General features: G+C 62.7%; 11 protein-coding genes. 8 read left to right on the forward strand and 3 right to left on the reverse strand.

What is annotated here, in order from left to right:
- Positions 1-369: 369 nt before the first annotated feature.
- The 3 genes from F1734_RS09995 to F1734_RS10005 form a co-directional block, all read right to left on the reverse strand.
- Positions 370-2094 (reverse strand): plasmid pRiA4b ORF-3 family protein, encoded by a 1725-nt coding sequence (locus F1734_RS09995; protein ID WP_238424138.1) that lies wholly within the window; start codon positions 2092-2094, stop codon positions 370-372.
- Positions 2095-2232: 138 nt separating this feature from the next.
- A complete protein-coding gene (locus F1734_RS10000) occupies positions 2233-3036 on the reverse strand; it encodes a replication protein (RefSeq protein ID WP_203011582.1) in 804 nt (267 codons plus the stop codon).
- A gap of 222 nt (positions 3037-3258) precedes the next feature.
- On the reverse strand, positions 3259-4170 hold the full coding sequence (locus F1734_RS10005) for an SDR family oxidoreductase (RefSeq protein ID WP_203011583.1): 912 nt from the start codon (positions 4168-4170) through the stop codon (positions 3259-3261).
- Between the two features lie 134 nt (positions 4171-4304).
- Between F1734_RS10005 and F1734_RS10010 the strand changes: the two genes are divergently transcribed.
- From F1734_RS10010 to brxL, 8 genes are all read left to right on the forward strand, one after another.
- Positions 4305-5660: an exonuclease domain-containing protein gene (locus F1734_RS10010; RefSeq protein ID WP_420803906.1), complete on the forward strand. Its 1356-nt coding sequence runs from the start codon at positions 4305-4307 to the stop codon at positions 5658-5660.
- 315 nt (positions 5661-5975) lie between these two features.
- Positions 5976-6608, forward strand: a complete 633-nt coding sequence (locus F1734_RS10015) for a DUF1819 family protein (RefSeq protein ID WP_203011584.1) — start codon at positions 5976-5978, stop codon at positions 6606-6608.
- Complete coding sequence (locus F1734_RS10020; RefSeq protein WP_203011585.1) at positions 6605-7228, forward strand: DUF1788 domain-containing protein; 624 nt, start codon at positions 6605-6607, stop codon at positions 7226-7228. Before F1734_RS10015 ends, F1734_RS10020 begins: the two co-directional genes overlap by 4 nt.
- Positions 7225-10752 (forward strand): BREX system P-loop protein BrxC, encoded by a 3528-nt coding sequence (gene brxC, locus F1734_RS10025; protein WP_238424144.1) that lies wholly within the window; start codon positions 7225-7227, stop codon positions 10750-10752. The genes F1734_RS10020 and brxC overlap by 4 nt, the downstream gene beginning before the upstream one ends.
- A 40-nt stretch (positions 10753-10792) precedes the next feature.
- Positions 10793-14344: a BREX-1 system adenine-specific DNA-methyltransferase PglX gene (gene pglX, locus F1734_RS10030; RefSeq protein ID WP_203011586.1), complete on the forward strand. Its 3552-nt coding sequence runs from the start codon at positions 10793-10795 to the stop codon at positions 14342-14344.
- An 80-nt stretch (positions 14345-14424) separates the two neighbouring features.
- Positions 14425-15141, forward strand: coding sequence for a hypothetical protein (locus tag F1734_RS10035; protein ID WP_203011587.1), 717 nt, complete (start codon positions 14425-14427; stop codon positions 15139-15141).
- Positions 15134-17638: a BREX-1 system phosphatase PglZ type A gene (gene pglZ, locus F1734_RS10040; RefSeq protein WP_203011588.1), complete on the forward strand. Its 2505-nt coding sequence runs from the start codon at positions 15134-15136 to the stop codon at positions 17636-17638. The genes F1734_RS10035 and pglZ overlap by 8 nt, the downstream gene beginning before the upstream one ends.
- The gene (brxL, locus tag F1734_RS10045; protein ID WP_203011589.1) at positions 17638-19782 is read left to right on the forward strand and encodes a BREX system Lon protease-like protein BrxL; all 2145 of its coding nucleotides are present in this window, start codon (positions 17638-17640) and stop codon (positions 19780-19782) included. Before pglZ ends, brxL begins: the two co-directional genes overlap by 1 nt.
- Positions 19783-20157 lie beyond the last annotated feature (375 nt).

Below are 20157 nucleotides of genomic sequence, written 5' to 3' on the forward strand. Positions count from 1 at the left end.
TCCGCCGTCGCTGTCGCAGCGCACTCGTCCCTCGACGTGTTCCACGGAATCCGACGGTGAACCGCACCGGCACCGAGGGTGACGGATCTCGGTCGTGACGGCCGGGCGGGTGAGCTCCGCCCAGCGCCGGATCGGCGGATAACGGCGGGCTCGACGGCCCTGCCTCGTTGCTGCACTGCCCGAGCGTCGCATCGAACGCCGAGGCGAGATGCGGGATGCACTGCAATCACTGCCGGTACCCGGCGCAGAGAGGTCAGCCTTCTGCGCAACTCGACGCCGTCACTGGCGGCAGATTCGCACGGGTCGGATGCGAGTCCGGATGCAATCCCGTTGATCAGGTTCCACAGTCGCGATAGCCGCGCCCTGTAGCTATCCGAACAATGAGCGCAACTGACCGTTGACCTCGTCCGCGTCGAACCACTCCGAGTCGACACGCTCGCCCGGCCGCAGTCCCAGCCACTGCCGCACCTCGTCGTGTCGCTCGTGGGCCGGGTCGTCGGCTGCGGCGAGCATGTCCGTCCAGCCCCACGTCCCGCCGGAGTCCTCGGCCGGCGCCAGGCCGTGCCCGTCGACGCAGGCAGCGCGCGGCGCCTCGGCGTCGAAGTCGGCGACGGACTCGACGACGATGTCGTGCGTCCACCCGTCGCCGTAGTCGTACAGGTAGGTCAGGGTCGCTCCAGCTTCGGGCAGCGCCGTCCCGATGGTCACCGTGCCCTCGTCGACGACGTCGCTGAATCCGTTCGCGAGCTCGTCGTCGACCTGATCGTCGGGCACGTACACGCGACCACGGGTGAACGGCTCGCCCTTGGTGAACTGGTGCAGGTGGTAGTCCTCCCAGGCGAAGCAGCTCTGGATGACGAAGTGCAGATGCAGCAGGCTTAGGGAGTTGTCGACCACCACCCGTCGCCATACCGGGGGCTCGCTGTCGCGCAACGAGATTCGCAGGGTGCACCGCGCGGGCGGATGGAGGGCGACGGGTGCCGTGTCGCCGAGCAGAATACGCACGGCGGCCCGCACGGCAGGACGGAGCGGTGTCGGCACGCGGTAGCCGTCCGCGTCGTCGAGGATGCCGTCGGCGACGAATTCCTCGAGGCGGTCGACGAGCATGCTGCCGAGAAAGCTCGGTCCGACCGGCATGCCGGGGAACAGCACGGGCAGCGCGTGCAGGCGTTCCTCGGGGTCGGACGGCAGCGGGTGCTCACCGAGGCCGGCGGACAGGACGACGGCGGTCGCCTCGTCGAGGGCGGAATGGAACGCCTCGAGGCGCCCCTCGCCGCGCCGGCCGAGGGCGACGATGAGGGAATGCGTCACCGCGTCCCGGCACAGGGCGAGGTACTCGTCCGGATTCCGGTCCGGCTCCCGCCACACCGGCGCGGCAGGACCGGGCTTGGCGACGGTCTTTCCGATCGAGATCAAGTCCACCATGGCTGCAACGACCCAGGTCTGTTCCAGCACGGGAAGGTCCCACATCGACTGGACCTTGCGCGGTGCCAGATCCTCGCGCTTGCCGCCGACAGCGTCGAAGGCCTCCATGACCAGGGCACGCTTCAGCGCTCCGGTCGCGGTCACGGGCCGGCGCTCACCGATCCAGCCGAGCAGGGCGTCGAGCCGTGCGACGACCGGTACGACCGTCAAGGCGGCACGTTCGACCTCGGGCTCGACCGGTGGTTCGTCGACCTCGGTGGGTGGAAGAGACGCGAGCCTCGATTCGATGTACGACGTGAGCGTGGACAGGGCGTACCCGAGGTCTTCGTCCTGGCCGGTCCACCGGTTTGTCGCCGAGAGGAACTGCAAGAACACGGCGGCGTCTCCGGCGATGTGCGCCCGCGTCTCGTCGTCGTCCTCGACCAGTTCACTCGTCAGCACCCGCTCGAGAAGGTGGTCCACGTCGCGGCTCCGCCATGCTGTGGTCGCAAACCCGGAATCCGCACCCGAGAGCGCGTCGATCGCGTGCGCGACGCTGACAACGAAGTCCTCCGCCTGATTCGCCGAGCACCCAGCGTTCTCCATCAGCCATGCGGCGAACTCCGGTGCCAGTGAGCGGTACTGCTCGATCGGTGTGTCCGCCCGGCGCCGGCGCGCGGCCAACGACACGACATTGTCGGGAAGTGGCTTACGAGGTGATGATCCGCGACTCGACCCGGAGCGCTTACGGGACATGGACGTCCGACCTCGATTCGGTGGGCATGGCACAGTTCTCGCCGATGCTACCGGTTCGCCACCGACGGGTGCTCACGCAGCGACCGGGCGGTCGGGCGCGTCGAAGCGACGGCACGGACAGCGCACGGCGCGGCCCCGATCGTCGTCGGGCAGCCAGCCGTACTCGTCGCACCGGCCGCATCGGGGCGGCAGCGTGGGCCGCGGCTGGGGGAGCGATTGCCACAGCGGGATCCATGCGTGCGCGAAGCGCGTCGGATTGTTCGGTCGATGGACCGATCGTGCAGCCGTGACCAGGCGGGGTATTCCGTGGGAGTCGATCAGCGCGGCGATCTGGGAGCGCGCGGCGGCGGGCAGATAGTCGAACGTCGCCGTCAGGCCGGCGGCGCGGCATGCGGTCGCGAGCTCGGCGATCTGCTTCTTCTGCGGAATGCTGCTCACCCCTTGTGGCCGCGCGGGTGGTGCCGTCGGCTCGGCGGCCGGGGAGGGGTTTGTTTCAGTGTCTTGGTCTTCAGTCCTTTGTTCAGCGCCGGGTTCTCCGGTGTCCGGCTCGCCGGGGTTCGGATTTCCAGGCCCCGGCTCGGGCCGGACCGGTACTTCGTAGACGGTCTGGACGGTGATCCACTGGCCGTGCTCGTTCTGGCGACGCTCGGTGACGAGGTGACCGTGCGCAGCCAGTTCCCGCATCGCGGACCGGATGGCGTCACGACCTTCGGACGGTGATTCCGCGGCGATCGCGTCGGAGCGGATGCGCCAGTCGGCCGGCTTCGACAGCAGCCAGATCAAGACCGCGCGGGCGCGAAAGGAGAGGTCCTTGTTGCCGATCGTCTCGTTGCGGACGACGGTGTAGTTGCTCGTCGGGCGCGGCGCACGGCGCACGCCTCCGACGAGGGTATTGTTACCCACGTTCGACTCCTAACCAGTCGGACATCCGGCCCGTCGGGAGTTGCCGCTCCTGGCGGGCCTTCTTCAATTGTGGCGCTCGCGGGTGTGAGGCGATGACACATGGTGGCACCGTGCCGCCGACGCGTCAATCGATTCGTTTTGATTGTATGGAATACGTTGTGGGCGAGCAGTAGTCGCTCTGTCGGCGTGTCGCAGTCACCGATACCCGGTCGCATCCGCGGGCAGACCCGGATCTTGAACCTCCACCATGTACCGCCAGCAGTCCGGCTGCGCCCCGTCGACGTCGGTGAAGCCGTACTCGCGCGCCAGCCCGCCCGACGAGAACGAGTCGCCGTTGCGGCGGTGCACGTCCGGATCCGCGGCCAGCGCCGCGACCGCCCGCCCGACGAACCGTGGCGACTCCGATATCGCGACGAAATGTGCCACGGTGGCCTCGCGCCAGTTCTCCTCCGTGACCCCGAAGTGCTCGAGCATCATCTCCGACCGCATCCACCCGGGCGTCAGCGCGACGGCGGTGCACCCGTGCGGCGCCAGCTCCTTCGCCTGGGAGAACGCAAGCCGGAGCATCGCGGACTTGACCAGGTCGTAGAACACCGAGAGCCGGAAGTTCTTCGCGTTGTACTCGGCTGTGCCGTCGGTCATCTCGACGACGATCCCACCCGGGTTCCGGATCAGCAGTGGCAGCGCGAAGTGGCTGGTGATCAGGTGCGTATCGACCGAGAGATGCACCATCCGCAGTCCGCCCGCGAGATCGTGCTCCCACAACGGCGTCTCCCACTCGATGAGCTTCTCACCGCCCCAGATGTCGTTGACGAGGACGTCGAGGCGGCCCTGCTCGTCGTCGATGCGCTGCACGAGCCGTCGCACCTGCTCGGGATCGAGGTGGTCGACGGCGACAGGAATGCCGACCCCGCCCGCGGCCGTCACCAGCTCGGCGGTCTCCTCGATGGTCTCCGGCCGGTCGTACTCCGAGCGCCGCTCGCGGGTGCTGCGGCCGGTGCAGTAGACCGTCGCGCCGGCCTCGCCGAGAGCGATGGCAGTGCCGCGGCCGGCTCCGCGGGTGGCCCCGGCGACCAGGGCGATCTTGCCTTCGAGTGGCTGTGCCATGGCTGGCACGTTACTGCCCGGCACGGGTCGGAGGCAGGCGCGCTCGGCGTGGCGCGGTCGGCGGTGTCGTGAGCATCAGTCACTATGTTCGAGTGCCGGTGGGGCCGGCAGCAGAACACTCGGAGGTAGAGCAGGTGCAGGTGATCGACACGCAGTCGCACGCGTCGGGTTCGCGGACGCTGCCGAAGGGTCATCGCTGGGTGGTCGTCGACGTCGAGACCTCCGGCCTGCGCGCCTATGCACATCGGGTGCTCAGCGTCGCCGCGCTGGTGTTGCGGGAGGACGGCCGCGTCGAACAGGAGTACTCGACCCTCGTCGATCCGGGTTGCGACCCCGGCCCGGTTCACGTGCACCGGTTGACGCGCGAACGGCTCGCCGGTGCCCCGCGCTTCGAGCAGATCGCCGGTGAGCTCGCCGAGGTGCTGTCCGGCGGGACGATCGTCGCCCACAACGCGGCCTTCGACTACGGATTCCTCGACGCCGAGTTTCGGCGCGCTGGAGCCGAGATCCCGGTCAAACACCGGCTGTGCACTCTCGCCCTGTCGAGGCGGCTCGAGCTGGACGTGGCCGATCACAAGCTCTCCACCCTGGCCGCGCACTGGCAGGTCCAGCAGTTGCTCGAGCACGACGCCTACGACGACGCCCGCGTCCTCAGCGAGGTCTTCGTGCGCAGCGCCTCGCTCGCCGAGAGCCTGCAGCTCCCGCTGCCGGTCGTCGATTGCCTCAGCCGCAGGTCCGCCTACCCGGACTCCGTGCCGCGCGTGCCGTGCGAGTGGAAGAATCCCGGACGGCTGTCGCTGGACGTCGGTCTGGTGCAGGGAATGAAGGTGGTGATCACCGGCCACACCACGACGCCGCGGGTCCCGCTCGCCGGCCGGATGACCGACGCCGGCCTCGACGTGATGAACTCCGTCAGCCGCCAGACGAGCGTGGTCGTGTGCAACGAACCCGGGGTGCAGACGGGCAAGATCCGCAAGGCGATGGCCGAGGGCATCCCCGTCATCACCGAGCAGCAGCTCGAGGAGATGCTTACCCGGGTGTTGCCCGGCGAACCGAAGACGCGTCCGGTGGTCGAGGTGGCCGCGCCCCCTGCCGAGCCGGTGATCGAACCTCCGCCGCAGGTGACGACTGCTGAGTCCGTTGTTCCGAGCCTGCCGGAGCGGATGCTCACGGGTCAGAAGCCGAAGTTGTGGCAGGGTCGGCGGGTGTTGCTCCTCGGCGGCACCCACCTCGACGCCGTGCTCATGCGTTCCCGTCTCGTCCAGCTCGGCGCACGCCCCTCGCTCAACCTCACCGCCGCCGTCACGGACGTGCTGATGCTCGAAGGTGGCGACAGCGACCGGCGCATGCCACGCATCACCGCGCGCGAGCTCCCTGTTCTGACCAAGACGGACGTCAGCGCCGCGGTGGGGAAGGGCATCGTGCCGTCGCACATGCGGATCGAGTCGTGCATCCCTGCTCCGGTCCTCGCCGGAGGCGAAAGGCGGTGACAGTGGGCGCGGGGATGTGCCAAGGGGGGAGGTGCGGCGAGAACAAACAAGCCGTGCTAGCAACGACATTCTGCACGCCTGGCCCGCATCTCCAGCGCGTCGGCCGAGGCGACCGAAGCACGGCTGTACCAGCTCGCCAATAACACGTGATGCGCACTCTGTTGGGTAAGTGCTGAGAGTGTCGCGGCAACGAAGTCGACGACTGGACCCTCAGCGGGGCTGCAAATCTCAGCCGACGGATCGGCTGCCAGAATTGTCATAAATTCCCGATAGCCTCAGTACTGTCAAGACCCATGAAGGGAGGCCTTGTGCCACGTGACTGACGAAGCGCGATCGCACTATGCATTGTCGTTCACCAGTGGCGGCCTCCTGGCCCGCGAGGGTGAATCCGTCGCAGCGATCTACCTCGCCACTCGTGACTGGCAGGTAACCCGTGACCGAGTTGTTGGCGACAACGTTCTGCAGGCCCGCACCACTTCATCACTCATCAGGGTCTCCCGCGAGACAATTCAGCGACTCGCGGCGCTCGACGATGACGAGATCGAACTGCTTGTCGAGGGCAGCCCTACGGAGCAGCATCACCTGATGTGGGCCGCGGTCTGCCGCCGCTACGCGCTGATCGGGGACTTTGCCGAAGAGGTGCTGCGTGAACGATTCCTTCTGATGACGCCCATGCTCGACGCCGACGACTTCGACCGGTTCGTCACGGGTAAGAGCCTGTGGCATCCCGAGCTCGACGGTTTGAAGCCGTCGACGCGACAGAGGCTCCGGCAGGCGCTGTTCCAGATGCTCCGTGAGGCAGGTCTGCGTACCGACGCGGGCAACATCATCCCCGCCGTGATTTCCGAGCGCGTCGCCGAGATGCTGGATCGCCGCACACCTAGCGACCTCCGATTCTTCCCGACAACCACACCCTTCACACTTTCAGGCGACCAGGTGCAGCGATGAGAACAGCCCAGCGAAACCTCACTCACGAAGAGAAGCACGTGTATGACGTATTGCGTAGCGACCGGTTCTTGAGGATGGAGGGTCTCTCCAAGGAAGTCCCCTTCTTCATCTATCATTTCCCGCCTGCTTGGGCCCTCGACGTCGATGACATGCGCGACCGGGTCACCACGAAGCTCCAGAGCGACGACGGCATCAACGTGGTCGAGATTAACCTCTACGATCTCGCCGTCGAGCTCCTCACCGACCGGGGCGTCTGGGACCGCGTTCTCCGAGCGGAGCCGACGATGGACAAGACGGACTTTCGCGAGATGCTTCAGGGCATGCTCGACCCGCATGACCATCTCGCGCCGGCGATCCGCGCCCGGCTCGACGCCGGGCCAGGAAACGAGCCCAGCACAACTGTGGTCTTCCTCACCGGCATCGGTGAGGTGTTTCCATTTATCCGCACGCACACAGTGCTGGAAAACTTGCAGAGTGTGGTGGTGGGTCGCCCGATGTTGGTGTGGTTCCCGGGGACGTACGAGTTCACTCAGTCGGCCGGACACCAGCTTCGCGCATTGAACCTTGGCGCGAGTGACAGCTATTACCGGGCCAAGGACATTCTTGAGCAGGAGGCATGAGCATGACCGCGATCCATGAGATCTTCGCGAAACCGATCGACCGCTCGATCGAGGGTGTCATCAAGGCCGACGACACTTCCCAACTAGCGACCGAGGTGGAGGAGTACGTCCTCACCAACGAGGCCGCCAAGGGTGTCGAGCAGGTACTGGAGGCGTACACGAACTACACGAACGCCAACGGCGTATGGATCTCGGGCTTCTTCGGCTCCGGTAAGTCGCACCTGCTGAAGATGCTGGCCCACCTGCTCGGCGACATCGACGGCCACGACTACCCGCGCGCCGAGGTCTGCGCTCAGTTCCGGGCGAAGACCGACGACGCGTTCCTGCCGGCGTTGATCGACAAGGCCGAGCGAATCGAAGCGAAGAGCCTGCTGTTCAACATCGATCAGAAGGCCACCCTGATCTCGAAGGACCAGAACGACGCCCTGCTGAAGGTGTTCGTGAAGATCTTCGACGAGTCCCGTGGCTACTACGGCAACCAAGGCCACATCGCTCGCTTCGAGCGCGACCTGGACTCCCGTGGCCAGTACGTCGCCTTCCGGGAATCCTTCGAGAGGATTGCGGGAATCCCGTGGACCCAAGGACGCGAACAGGCGGCGCTCGAAGCAGGCAACATCGACAAGGCCTTCGCCGAGGTCAACGGCTCCGAGAGCCCCGGCATCATTCGTCAGTACAGCGCGAACTACTCGGTCTCGATCGAAGACTTCGCCGACGAGGTCGCTGCTTGGCTCGGCCGACAACCTGACGGTTACCGATTGAACTTCCTAGTCGATGAGGTCGGCCAATTCATCGGCACCAACACCCACCTCATGCTGAACCTCCAGACCATCGCGGAATCACTTGCCACCAAGTGCCAGGGGCGGGCATGGATCTTCGTGACCTCCCAGGAGGACATGGAGAAGGTCGGGGGCGACCGCACCAAGCAGCAAGCCAACGACTTCTCCAAGATCCAGGCGCGCTTCAAGAACCGGCTCAAACTCACTAGCCAGGACGTCGAAGAGGTCATCCGCAAGCGCCTCCTGGCCAAGACCAATGGCGCAAGCACCCAGGTCGAGGCGATCTACAACGCGCAGCACGCGAACTTTAAGACCCTGTTCGATTTCGTCGAAGGCCGCCATTATCCGAATTACCGCGACGAGAAGCACTTCGTCGGCACGTACCCGTTCGTGAGCTACCAGTTTCCGTTGTTCCAGGCCGCGATCGAGTCGATCAGCGACCACAACCTCTTCGAGGGCCGCAACAGCTCAGTCGGCGAGCGCTCGATGCTCGGCGTCGTCCAGGAAGTCGCCACCGGTCTCGCCGACCAACCGCTCGGCACCCTCGCGTCCTTTGACCAGATGTTCGAGGGCATCCGGGCATCGCTGAAGTCCGCGAATCAGCGCGCGATCATCAACGCCGAGAACGCCCGCGACAGCGGCAAGCTCAGCCCGCTCGCGGTCCGGCTGCTCAAAGCGCTGTTCCTCGTGAAGTACGTCGACAGCTTCAAAGCCACGCCCCGCAACCTCACTGTGCTGGTCTACGACCGCTTCGGCACCGATCTGACCCAGCTGGGGAAGGACGTCATCGAGGCGCTGAACACACTTGAGGCGCAGACCTACATTCAGCGCAATGGCGATCTGTATGACTACCTGACCAACGAAGAACAGAAGATCGAGCAGGAGATCAAAGACGTCGACATCGACAGCTCCGAGGTGTCCTCGAAACTGAACAAGCTGCTCGCCGAGTCGGTTGTGAAGACAACGAAGGCTATCGGAAAGAACGGCCAGAACTTCCCGTTCGGCTACAAACTCGACGGTGTCCCCTACGGCAAGCAGCACGAGTTGTCGCTGCACTTCATCAGCCCCGAGACGGATTTCAATCTTGAGCAGATCAAGATGCAGAGCTCCGGGTACGACGAACTCCGCGTGGTGCTCCCGGCGGAAGCGAACCGGATCCTCGCCGATCTGCGCTTGCTCCTGAAGACGGAGAAGTACGTCAAGCGTGCTCAGGGGTCCAGCCGCACGGCGGTCGAGACCCGGATCCTCGGCGAGAAGGGTTCCCAGAATGCCGAGCGGGAGAAGGAGATCGTCGAACGTCTCCGGACGGCCGTCGGGGCGTCGACCCTGATCCACAACGCCGGAGTCCTCGACGTGACCGCTACGGATGCGCAGACTCGGATCAACGATGGCTTCGACAGGGTCATCGCCGCGACCTACACCAACCTCAGGATGCTCGGCGGCAAAACGTTCAGCGAGCAGAGCCTGAGCGGGCTGGTGAACCCGGCCGATGGCATCTTCGAAGAGGTCGGCAATACTCTGGATGTCCCCGCAGGAGACCTGCTCGGGCATCTGGAGATGCGCGGTAAGCGGCACGAGATGGTCACGATGAAGCAACTCATCGAGCGTTACACCACCAAGCCGTACGGCTGGGACCAGTGGTCCATTGCCGCCGTGGTTGCCTATCTCGCAGGACAGACGAAGATCGAGATCCAGGTCGACGGCAAAACTCTCGCCCGGACGGAAATCACCGGTGCGCTCCGCAACACTCAGCGCTATCCAAAATTGGTCGTCGCCCCGCAACGCGTCTATGACCAGAAGATCGTGAACCTGTTCCGCAAGTTCGTCGTCGACTTCACCGACGATGGCGGCGTCACGAAGGATGCCGCCCAACTCGGCCGCGTCGGCAAGGAACATCTCGAAGCCAAACTCGCCGAGCTGAAGGCACTGCGCTCGGGCGCTGCCGCCTATCCGTTCATCGACCAGCTCGACGAACCAATCGGGCTACTCACGGAGCTGAGCAGCCATCCGGCGGCCTGGTTCGTCGAGCATTTTTCCGGTGCCGACGAGCTGCTTGATGCCAAGGACAATGTGATCGATCCGATCAAAGCTTTCCTCAATGGCAATCAGCGCAGCATCTACGACGAGGCCCGTTCGTTCATGCAGACGAACAGCACCAATATCGCCTACCTACCCGCCGGAGTCGCCGACGGGATCGAGACCGCACTCGAAGATGCCCAGATCTTCCGAGGCAACAAGACCATGAAGCTCGGCAGTGCGGTCACGGCTGTGCGGGAGCAACTCGATAGCGTGATTGCTGCTGAGCGGACCGCAGCGTCGGCCAAGATCGACGACTACTGGAAGCAGGTTCCGGTCAGCGCGGCGTATGCGGCCGCGTCGGAGGCGGCTCGTCAGTCGGTCACCCGCCAGGCGGAGCAGATGCTGGCGCGCGTCCGGCAGGAGACGCAGATCCCCACGATTCGTCACCTTGCCGCGCAATTCGACGACACGGTCTATCCCGCGATCCTCGACGAGCTCGAAGCAGCGAAACCCACGCCGGTTACGGAGTCGGAGGACTCAGACGACGGTGAAACGCAGGTTCCGGCCAAACCGGCGGCTCCGGTGAAGCAAAGCATTTCGATCAAGAAGCTTTCGCTGCCGGGAGCTGGCGGCGTGCTCGAAACCGAGGCACAGGTCGACGCCTATCTGGATCAGCTTCGCGCGGCATTGCTCGCGACGATCAACGACAACAAGCGCATCACTCTCTAGCAGGCCCGGGCCTCTTCAAAGACAGGTTTAAGGACGCAGCATGGACACCAAGCCACTGGAGAGCTTCGCGAAAGCTGCTCGACGCGAACTGATTGTTGCCGTCGAGGCACGGATGTCTGCGGTGCTCGCCACCGGGTCCGTCGCGCGCAGTGAGCGCGGCGAGACTGTGCGCCTTCTGGAGGCGGAGATCTCCGACCACGGTCGCGAGCACGTGATCGACAGGGTCGCCTATACCTGGTTCAACCGTCTCATCGCGTTGCGCTTCATGGACGCCCGCGGCTACACCGACGCCGGGGTCGTCTCGCCAGCATCGGGCCAGGCTCACGGCCAGCCTGAGATCTTGGCCGACGCGAAGCGCGGCGACGTCGACACCGAGGTCGTCACCAATGCCGGCGCTCGCAAGGCGATCATCGGTCTGCTGGACGGCACCCGCCGCAGCACCGACGCCGAGGGTGAGGCCTATGCGCTCCTACTCACCGAGTACTGCCGACATTGGTACAAGACGATGCCGTTCATGTTCGAGGCCGAGGGCGCTTACACCGAGTTGCTTGTACCCGCAGGTTTGCTCGCCGATGGAGCGCTGCTGTCCCGTGCTCGCGACGTGCTCACCGAGGATGTCTGTAATGACGTCGAGGTGATCGGCTGGCTCTACCAGTTCTACATTTCCGAGCGGAAAGCCGAAGTTTTCGCCGGGTTCAAGAAGGGCAAGAAGGCTGGGGTCGACGAGATCCCCGCCGCCACGCAGCTCTTCACGCCGCACTGGATCGTCCGCTACCTCCTGGAGAACTCACTCGGACGACTCTGGATGCTCAATCGGCCGGCCTCGCGACTGGTCGACCGGATGGACTATTACATCGCACCGATCGGCGAGGAGACCGATTTTCTGAAGGTTTCTGGGCCGGAAGAGTTGACGGTGATCGACCCGGCCTGCGGATCGGGCCACATGCTCACCTACGCCTTCGACCTTCTCTACGCGATCTATGAGGAGGAGGGGTACGCGCCGTCGGAGATTCCGAGCCTGATCCTTACCCATAACCTCCACGGCGCCGAGATAGACCCCCGTGCCGGGGCGCTCGCCTCGTTCGCGCTCACTATGAAGGCCCGTGCAATGGACCGCCGCTTCTTCACTCGCTCGGGGGTTGAGCATCGGAGCCAGCCACAGATCTGGGTGATCGAACCGCTCTTGTTTACCTCTGATGAACTGGACTTGCTCATCACGAAGGACGGGGACCGCGATGCAGAAGAAGCGTTCTGGAATCAGTTCCGTGATGCAGACACCCTAGGTTCGCTGATCCAGCCGGACCCAGACGCAACCAAGCGAGCGGCCGCGGCATTGGAGGAGTTAACAGACCTGGAGGAGAGCTTCTATTATGACACCTTGAACCGTGCACGCCAGGCTGTCGCGCAGGCGGACGTGTTGAGTCGACAGTACTCGGTGGTCACGGCGAACCCCCCGTACATGGGCGGCAAGAACATGGACGCGTGCTTCGCAGCGTTCGCCAAGGAAAATTTTTCGAATAGCAAGTCCGACCTCTTCGCGATGTTCATCGAGCGATGCTTGGATTTCCTGCCAGTGGGTGGCTATTCCGGGCTGATGACACCATTCGTCTGGATGTTTATCGCAAGTTACGAAGGTCTTCGGAAACGCGTTATTCGCGACGAGACGATCTTGAGCCTAATTCAGCTTGAGTATTCGGGATTCGACGGCGCGACGGTTCCGGTCTGCGCCTACGTTCTGCGACGCGGGCGGTCGGATCAGATCGGGGCCTTCGTCCGCCTCTCGGACTTTGTGGGACCTGCTGTTCAGGGGCCGAAGGCTTTCGAAATTATCCAGGCTGATCGCTTACAGCGTACCGACGGGAAAAGCGGAGGCATGGAGCGATATTTGTACAGAATAGCGGCGTCGGAATTTGCCAAGCTTCCCGGCACTCCGATCGCGTACTGGTTGCCGCCGCAGGTCCTTACAGCAATGGTGGGGTCGAAGCGTCTTGGAGACGTGGTCTCATTTCCAACTTCCCCTCACAAGACGGGAGACAACAACACTTATGTTCGCCGTTGGTGGGAGGTATCGTTAGGAGACGTTGGCACCAACTCTCGGTGGGTTCCATACGCGAAGGGTGGGGGAGGGCGCCGTTGGTACGGACTGATGTACGACGTGGTCGACTGGTCACCAAATGCGCGTCGATTTTACAAAGAAAACTCGAGTTCTAGCTTGATGAAACGCAGTCCAGATTCGCCAGTCGGAGTCACGTACTCGATGCTTACTTCTGGGACCAACACATTTCGGGTCCTCCCTCCGGGTGCCGCCTTTGATATGGGGGGTCCGGCATTTTACCCAAGCAAGGTGTCCATTTATCGGGCGTTAGCAATCGCGAATAGCGATTTCACGCGGTTGGTTCTAGACACGCTCAACCCGACCCTTAATCTTCAACTTCGAGAAGTCAAACAGATTCCTGTACTTGAGCTTGATGCAGATCATGCAGATCGCATTGAAAAACTCGGTCAGACGGCCGTTGATCTTGCGGCCCGAGACTGGGACTCCCATGAATGCTCTCTGGGGTTCCAGACCAACCCATTGATTTCCGCTGGGATGAGTAGACTGGATGAATCGACCAACAAGCTGTTCGTTTCGAACCTCAACACAACCCGAATGCTAAGCGAGACCGAGAGGGCAATCGACCGTCTTTTGTGGTCTGCAGCGGACGTACCGGAGGTGCAACGAGGAGCCGAAGGTCGACGAGCGATTATTTTTGCCAACGTCGTGCTGGAGTATGGACCTGGGAAGAGTGCTGATGAGTACCAGGCGTTGAGTAGTAGGGATGCGGTCGGAGAGTTCGTCTCATACGCCGTCGGCTGCATGTTCGGTCGTTACAGTCTCGATGAGCCGGGTCTGATCCTTGCCGATCAGGGTGCGACGCTCCAGGACTACCTCGCAAAGGTGCGTTCGACCGACTCAACGAGCGATGGAACGGGCGCAACCAGCGACGTTACGTTCATACCGGACGCCGACAACGTAATCCCGTTCGTCGATGACGGCTGGTTCGAAGACGATGTCGTCGAGCAGTTTCGGAAGTTTCTGAAGGTTGCATTCGGCACGGAGCACTTCGAGGCGAACCTGAGGTTCATAGAAGAATCGCTGGGCGTCAAGACGCTGCGCGATTATTTCATCACGAAGTCGGGTAGGTCGAAGTTCTACGACGATCATGTTCAGCGTTACAAGAAGCGCCCCATCTACTGGATGTTCTCCAGTCCTAAGGGCTCTTTCAACGCGTTGATCTACCTGCATCGCTATACGCCGTCGACAGTCTCGACCGTACTCAACGAGTACCTGCGCGAGTACGAGAACAAGCTGCAGAAAGCACTCGAACGGGCCGAAGTGGCAGCAGCAGGCGGCACATCGGCGAAGGATCAGAAGGAAGCCGACCGGCTGCGCAAGGTGCTCGCCGAACTGCGTGACTACGAGCACGACGTGCTCTATCCGCTTGCCACCCAACAGGTCAAGATCGACCTCGACGATGGTGTCAAGGTGAACTACCCGAAGTTCTACCCGGCGGTGAAGAAGATCGCTGGTCTGGAGGCCAGCGATGGGTGACGGTGAGACCATCGCCTACCAGTCCTGCAACGGCGTGCAGATCCAGCCGCGCACCTCCGACGGCACGGTGTGGTAGTCGCATGGCTGAAATGGGTCGAACGGACGACGTAGGTGACCTGTTTGGTCGGGTCTCGAGGCTGATCGAGCAGACCCGCCCAGCCGTTGCCACGAAGGAGAATGCGGCGCTTACTCTGATGAACTGGAAGATCGAGAATTTCATCGACACCGAGGTCCTCGCAGAGCGGCGAGCCGAGTATGCCCAAGAGATTGTCGTGACGCTGTCACGACAATTGAGCTGGAGCCATTTCATGGCACTCATCGCGGTGGAGCAAAAGGCCACACGAGCCTTCGGCATCCAGCAGACGCTCGATGCTCGGCTCAGCCTCCGCACACAGCGTGAGCTGATCCGGTGGCAGGGTTTCGAGCGTCGCGTCATCCCGAACGCACCGACCCCCGGTGGATCCACGGTGCCGCCGGACACGTTCAGCGGTCCGTACTCTTTGGACTTCTTCGGTCTCAAGGACGCCCATACGGAGTGTGACCTCGGTGGCGAGTTCATTCGCGAAATGGAAACGTTTCTCCTCGAGGTCGATAACGAATGGGCCTTCGAAGTCGGAAGCAGACCGAACCGCTGGAGATACACAAAGATGGCATTGTCGTGGGCGAGCATTGGACGTCGCTGCCACCGAGGGAAGAGCCGCAACAGCGGATCACGCAAATCTATCGTGCTGCGAGAGAACGAGTCGCACGCCGCACACTCGGTCCGGCCCGTAACAACAAGGACGATGAATGAGTAAGCCCCCCACAATCGCCGGCCACCTCGCGGATCGCTTCGACTCCAAGCGCATCGTCGTGTGGCACGACCCCGACGGCAGTTACGTGGCCGAGCTCGAAACGCAATTACCGGCCGACGTGACAGTGCTGCGGGTCGCCGACGACGAGTTCGCGATTAAGCATCGGGTATTGCGCGAACAACCGACGTCCAAGTTCTTGATCTACCGATCCGGTAATGTGCCCGAGGGCGTCGAAAACTGGCTTCTCGATATCGAGTTGGCCTACGGCCCGGTGTTCACCGCCGACCGTAGCGAACTGATGCGGGCCGACCTCGGGCTGAGCGCGCCGGGCTCCGATGAATTGATCGCCCGTTATCCGTCGTTCTTCGACGATGCGAAGCTAGTGACAAGGCTCAAAGCGCTACCGCTGATCGGCGACGACTTGACGGTGGTGCAGGCGCAGATGTGCGCTGTGCTTCTGAACCAGAGGGAGCACAGCTTCTCCGAACTCACCCGCACGTTGCTGATGCAGTACGCAGGTGGCGAAACCACCGGATTCGATGCGCTCACCTCCCACGGCCTCGCAGATTTCTACTGGGCCGGAGCTGCCAACATCTACGGGTTCACGTCGCAGGCGCCGACGGTCGCAGGGTTTGTGCTGTGGATGTTCCAGCGCGCCCTCGACAGATTCGACGTCACCGAATCGAACAAGGTACGGAATCTGGCGCTCGACTTCCGCGGTTTCCGCGACTCCAAGCGCAGCAGCGCAGCGATGAAGTCGCTGGCCCGCACTGTCGAAGGTAACCTCGACTACGCCGATCACGTCGGTGAACTTGATTGGGAGACATTGAGAGGTGTAGATGTCTTCGAGGCGAGTGAGCGTGAGGTGATCCGGCGGCTGGTGGAAGGGATCAGCGCGCAGACGATGCCGTACCGCGACATCGCCGATACGATTAGCGCCAGACGCCGCGACAGCTTCTGGTTTGACGACTACGCGACCCTGTACGAGGGGTTGAGCGCCGCAGCCGAGCTGATTCCGGCGATCCGGAACGCCGTGTTTCACATCAGTGGCTTCGAAGAGGGGCTGATGCGGTATCGCGACGAATGGTTCCGCATCGACCAGCGCTATCGACAGTTCACCCAGGCGTATCTGACGGCTGAGTTCAAGCAGCCGATCGAGGCACTGGCCGACCTCGTCGAGAACGCCTATGTCACTGATTTTCTCGCTCCGCTCGGAGCGGCGTGGCAACAGCAAGTCGATACGGTCGCGCAGTGGAGCACCATCGGCATGACTTCGCAAACGTCGTTCTACGACCATTACGTTGCCCCGACACTCACAGGCCGCAAGAAAGCCGTGGTGATTGTCTCAGATGCACTTCGCTACGAGATCGCCGACGAGCTGACGACCACGATCCGCGGCGAGAACAAATTCTCCGCTTCCATCGACGCCATGCTTGGGGTGCTGCCCTCGTACACGCAATTAGGGATGGCAGCGTTGCTCCCACATACCACCCTGGCGCATTCGTCCGAAGGCGATCCGGTGCTGGTGGACGGGCAGAAGTCCGACGACACTGCGAAACGCAGCAAGATTCTCGGCGCAGTCGGCGGCACAGCGATCCAGGCGGCCGACTTCATCGAGATGAAGCCGGCCGAACGCCGCAACCTGTACTCGTCTAATCAAGTGCTGTATGTCTACCACGACACGATCGACGCGACCGGCGACAAAGCTGTGTCCGAGCGCCGAACCTTCACGGCAGCAGCGGACGCGGTCCGCGAACTGATCGACATCGTCAAGAAACTCGCGAGCGCGAACGCGACGAACATCATCGTCACCGCCGATCACGGGTTCCTCTACCAGCGTTCCAAACTCGCCGAGCAGTTCAACCTCACGGTGAAACCGCAAGGTGAGCAGATCGTGAAGTCGACGCGCCGCTACGTACTGGGGCGAGGCTTGAAGAGGGACGCAGCGTTCACGACGTTCCAGCCTGGGCAGGTGGGACTGTCGAGCGACCTGGAAGTGCAGATCCCGAACTCGATCCAGCGGATCGTGCAGCCCGGAGCCGGATACCAGTTCGTACACGGCGGCGCCTCGCTGCAGGAGATCGTGGTGCCGGTGATCCAGATCAACAAGAGCCGCAGCGACACGGTCGAACCGGTGAACGTCGACATCCACCCCGAGTCGGATCGGATCACGACAGGGCAGATCGTCGTCAAGCTGTATCAGTCGGCCAGGGTGGAGCCGCACAAGCCCGCACGGCGACTGCGTGCCGGTCTCTACTTCGAAAACACGCTGATCTCCGACGAGCAGGAGATGATCTTCGACTCGAGCAGCGATGCGGGGCGCGACCGATTCCAAAGCGTGACACTGCTTCTCAGTAAGGATGCGGACGCGGCTAATAACCACGGCGTCGAATTCCGGCTCTCCGAGCCGATCGAGGGCACCGACCAGTGGAAGAAGTACAAGAGCGCGCCGTACACGATCAAACGTGCTTTCGCCAGTGACGACGGATGGGATTTCTGATGAGCGACCACATCGACCTGACTGAAGCGGCCCTCATCGAACAGGCGCCCGATGAGAGCCTCGCGGATGCCGTGGCCGAACCGACGGTGTTGGATCGCAAGATCAACGCGCACTTCCCGGGAGCGGTGGTGCGCAAGGATCTCGTCAAGACCGTCAAAGGTAACGCGATAGTGCCTTCCTACGTCCTGGAGTACCTGCTCGGCCAGTTCGCTGCGACCGACGACGAGGCGACGATCCAGGAGGGCATCGAGAAAGTGCGCCGGATTCTCGCCGAGCACTACGTGCACCGCAATGAGTCGGAGCTGGTGAAGTCGAAGATCCGGGAAAAGGGTCGCTTTCGGATCATCGACCGGGTCAGCGTGACGCTGAACGAGAAGGACGATGTCTATCAGGCATCGTTCGCGAATCTCGGCATCAACGGAGTGCTCGTGGAACCGAGCACGGTAAACGCGAACCAGAAACTGCTGGTGGGCGGGGTATGGTGCCTGTGCGACATCGAGTACTACCACAGCGACGACGCTCGTGTGGTGCCGTGGATTCTGAGTCGACTGCAGCCGATCCAGATGTCGAGCTTCGACTACGCCGGTTACCTCAACGCTCGGGCCGAGTTCACCACCGACGAGTGGATCGACCTGCTGATCCAGTCGATCGGCTTCAACCCCGAGCTGTTCGGGCGACGCGCGAAGTTGCTTCAGTTAATCCGGCTGATCCCGTTTGTGGAACGCAACTACAATCTCGTCGAACTGGGCCCGAAGGGCACCGGAAAATCGCACATCTACTCTGAGTTCTCGCCCCACGGCATGTTGATCTCGGGCGGCGAGATCACCGTGCCGAAACTCTTCGTGAACAACGCCAATGGGAAGATCGGTCTCGTCGGCTATTGGGACGTCGTCGCGTTCGATGAGTTTGCCGGTAAGAAGAAGCGCACCGACAAGGCGCTGGTCGACATCATGAAAAACTACATGGCGAACAAGTCGTTCTCTCGCGGTGTCGAGACGCTTGGCGCGGAGGCATCGATGGTGTTTGTCGGCAACACCTCACACACCGTGCCGTACATGCTCAAGCACTCCGATCTCTTCGACGAACTCCCCGAGAGTTACCACGACTCGGCTTACCTCGACCGGTTGCACTTCTACATCCCTGGCTGGGAGGTCGACACGATCCGTGGCGAGATGTTTTCCAGCGGTTACGGGTTCGTCGTCGACTACATCGCCGAAGTTCTCAAATCGATGAGAAATCTCGACTACTCCGACCGCTACCAGCGGTACTTCACACTGGGCTCGGACATTTCCACCCGCGACCGCGACGGAATCCACAAGACCTTCTCCGGCCTGATGAAGCTGCTCTACCCGCACGAGCAGGCCACCGCCGAGGAAATTGAGGAGGTTCTGCGTTTCGCGATCGAGGGCCGCAAGCGCGTCAAAGACCAGATCCTGCGCATGGACGACACCATGGCTGCGGTGAAGTTCGGTTACAAGTCACTCGCGGGTGAGTGGACGGCCGTCACGACTCTAGAAGAGGACGAATACCCTCGGCATTATCACCGAGGCCGCCCCGGTGCTGCGGGGGACGACGAGCTCGACGTTTCGTTTGATCCCACGCCGGTTGCAGCCGGCTCGGAAGCCGCCCTTGTTCCGGCTCCGGTTAAAGAGGAGTTGTTCCAGGGGCAGCGGGACTTCGTCGAGAATCAACGCGGCATTTCCTACGAAACCCTCCTCATGCCATACCTACGTGGGGCGACCGAAATCGAGTTGCACGACCCGTACATCCGGATGAGCCACCAAGGGCGGAACCTTGTCGAGTTACTGGCCCTGATCGCCTCGGCCAAAGACCCCGCCGACGAAGTGACGTTCAAACTGTTCACCCTCCTCGAATCCGATTTGGAGTACCAGAAGAAGCAGTTGCAGATGCTCAACCAGATCGTTCAGGGTGCTGACCAACAGGGCATCAAGGTTGAGGTGGCCAAAGATCCTGGTGGTCACGATCGCTGGATCCGCACGGACAATGGATGGCGAATCAACCTCGGTCGCGGCCTCGACATCTTTCAAAAACAAGAAGGCGGTTGGTTCGATTTCGGTAGTACCCGCCAGGAGTTCCGTCAGGTCAGGGCCTTCGGCGTGACGTACATCCGAGAAGCGAAGTGAAGGGGGATGTCGACGGGCGTGGGGCCGCCGACGTCGCCCGTGACTGAATGGTGGCGAAGGGTTTGTCAGCGGTCGACCTAATGGGAACTGCCGACCGGTCATCGACACCGCATGGTGGCGTCTCGGGTTCGACGTGGTCGACAACGAGTCGCTCTTTCAGCTGATCGTCGCCCGCCTCATTCACCCGGCGCGATCGTGCCCGCTACGGTCGGCCATGATCCCGGCTGAACAGCGAAGATGAACGTCGCCGACATCATCCGTTGCCCTCCTCCGATCGGGCCGCCGGACCGAGTGATGAGGCTCAGCGGAGGTGGATCTGGCGCGCTTTCCGTGAATGCGACAACGTGCCGCTGACCATCAATCATCAGCGATAGA

Source organism: Rhodococcus ruber, from assembly GCF_016804345.1.
Classification (GTDB): Bacteria; Actinomycetota; Actinomycetes; order Mycobacteriales; family Mycobacteriaceae; genus Rhodococcus; species Rhodococcus ruber.

Excerpts from the sequence above, each read along its gene's own strand:
- F1734_RS10005 (WP_203011583.1), bottom strand. The coding sequence starts at position 4,170 with ATGGCACAGCCACTCGAAGGCAAGATCGCCCTGGTCGCCGGGGCCACC.
- F1734_RS10020 (WP_203011585.1), top strand. The coding sequence starts at position 6,605 with ATGAGAACAGCCCAGCGAAACCTCACTCACGAAGAGAAGCACGTGTAT.
- brxC (WP_238424144.1), top strand. The coding sequence starts at position 7,225 with ATGAGCATGACCGCGATCCATGAGATCTTCGCGAAACCGATCGACCGC.
- pglX (WP_203011586.1), top strand. The coding sequence starts at position 10,793 with ATGGACACCAAGCCACTGGAGAGCTTCGCGAAAGCTGCTCGACGCGAA.
- F1734_RS10035 (WP_203011587.1), top strand. The coding sequence starts at position 14,425 with ATGGCTGAAATGGGTCGAACGGACGACGTAGGTGACCTGTTTGGTCGG.
- pglZ (WP_203011588.1), top strand. The coding sequence starts at position 15,134 with ATGAGTAAGCCCCCCACAATCGCCGGCCACCTCGCGGATCGCTTCGAC.
- brxL (WP_203011589.1), top strand. The coding sequence starts at position 17,638 with ATGAGCGACCACATCGACCTGACTGAAGCGGCCCTCATCGAACAGGCG.